A 1,673-nucleotide genomic window follows, 5' to 3' on the forward strand; every position below is an offset into this window, starting at 1 on the left:
AGCCGCAGAAGTATGAAATGCCAGACTCCGGATCGCGGTTCCAGGTCTTCAGGTGCGTCGGAGGGCTCGGAGAGAACCCGCCTGACCTCCTGCAGGGTCAGCTCTTCTGAAGGCACCTCCTGGGTCTGCTCCGCGTCTTGGAACAGGCCCTCCATTTCTGCGCCGAGCAGGCTCGTAGTCTCTGCGGGAGGTTCGTAGGCGGAACTCCTGGCCAGGGTCAAACCGAGCAAGGCCCGCAGCGTCTGGGCGTCCACCAGAACCGTGGACTCGAGCAGAGGGTTGGAGATCTCAAAGTCCACGATGCCCACCAGGGGCACCTCCTCGATGCGAAAGCCCCGCTTGCCGAACATGTTCAACATCACAGGATCGCCAGGGGAAGGCCGCCGGCCGCTTCGTTTCTCGATCTCCTCCGCCCGGGTAGAGGAAATCAGGGCACCGGCCTGCCCCGGCTCCGGAAGCTTTCCCTCGATCAGGGTCGAGCGGGGAAACGTTTGAAAATAGGTGGAGGCATCGATGCCGAAGACCGGAAGCGGTCTTCTGGTACCGCAGAGATCGATGACCGCAGCGCCTGAGATCAGCGGGGTGGCCCGCTCAATCTCAGGAAACCGGTTCAGGATCTCCATGGCCGCTGGAAACTCGCGGATGACCGGAAGCGGTGTATACTCCCCAATTGCCGGGGTTTCATCTCCGAAGACACCAAAGGATCTGGAGCTGATCGCTGCAACTGCCAGTTCACCGGTAAAGCTCTCGGCAAAGGAACGGCTCAAGCCCGCATCTATGCTGTCCAGGATCGAGTTTCCGAAAAACAGCAGGGCAACCGCCGCTGCGATCAAACCGGCTACGAGGAGACTCCGCCGGCTGCGGCGAACAACGTTACGCGCTGCAAGAAAGAAGATCATCGTACATCCTGGAAATCACCACATCGGCGCATTTCCGCCAGGAGAATTTCCCGGCCCGTTCTCTGGACCGATCCGCATATCTGTGCCACAGCTCCTCGTCAACCAGAAGCTTCTCCATTGTCTTCCCGACGGCCGCTGTATCGTCGGGATCCACCAGAAAACCCGCATCGCCGACAACCTCCGGCAGGGAGGTGCGATCGGCCGCGATTACCGGCGCGCCGCAGGTCATGGCTTCCAGGACCGGAAGCCCGAATCCCTCGTACTCAGACAGATAGAGGAAGGCCCGGCAGGAGCAGTACAGTACCCGCAGATCCTGGTCCGGGACGAAACCCGTGAACACCACTGAGGATTGCGCCTTTTCGTCTATTTCTCGCATCAGCTTCGACTGGTAGTGCTGCCGATCCTCGCCGCACAAAACCAGGGTACCGCGGGTGCCGGAGCTGCGAAGCTCCCCAAAGGCTGCCAGCACTGCTTCTAAACGTTTTCTTGGTTCCAGAGTCGACACAGAAAGAAAAACAGGTCTGTCTTCAGGGATGCCGTACTTACGCAAAACGGCCCGACGCTGAGCTGCATCGACGCCCGGATAGAATATCGCCTCATCTACGGCATTGTACACAGGAGTAATCTGATCCTCCGGGAGTACCGAGAACAGCCTGAGGAAATCCTTCTTCGTGTGTTCGGATACCGCGAACAGACAATCCTCCGGTCCCAACGACGCGAGTAACCGGGGAAACCACCTGGTAGGGTCATCTGTATTGATACTGTAGTCCGGAT

2 protein-coding genes are annotated in these 1,673 nt (G+C 59.2%); both read right to left on the reverse strand.

All coding sequences use genetic code 11. From position 1 onward, the window contains the following. Positions 1–899 (reverse strand): ABC transporter permease (locus FVQ81_18490; GenBank protein MBW7998520.1); only part of this gene is annotated, 899 nt, incomplete at its 3' end. Then, positions 874–1,673, reverse strand: an 800-nt coding sequence (locus tag FVQ81_18495) for a glycosyltransferase family 4 protein (protein ID MBW7998521.1), incomplete at its 5' end; no start/stop codon positions are given. The genes FVQ81_18495 and FVQ81_18490, both read right to left, overlap by 26 nt.

The organism is Candidatus Glassbacteria bacterium (assembly GCA_019456185.1).
GTDB lineage: Bacteria > Gemmatimonadota > Glassbacteria > GWA2-58-10 > GWA2-58-10 > JAJRTS01.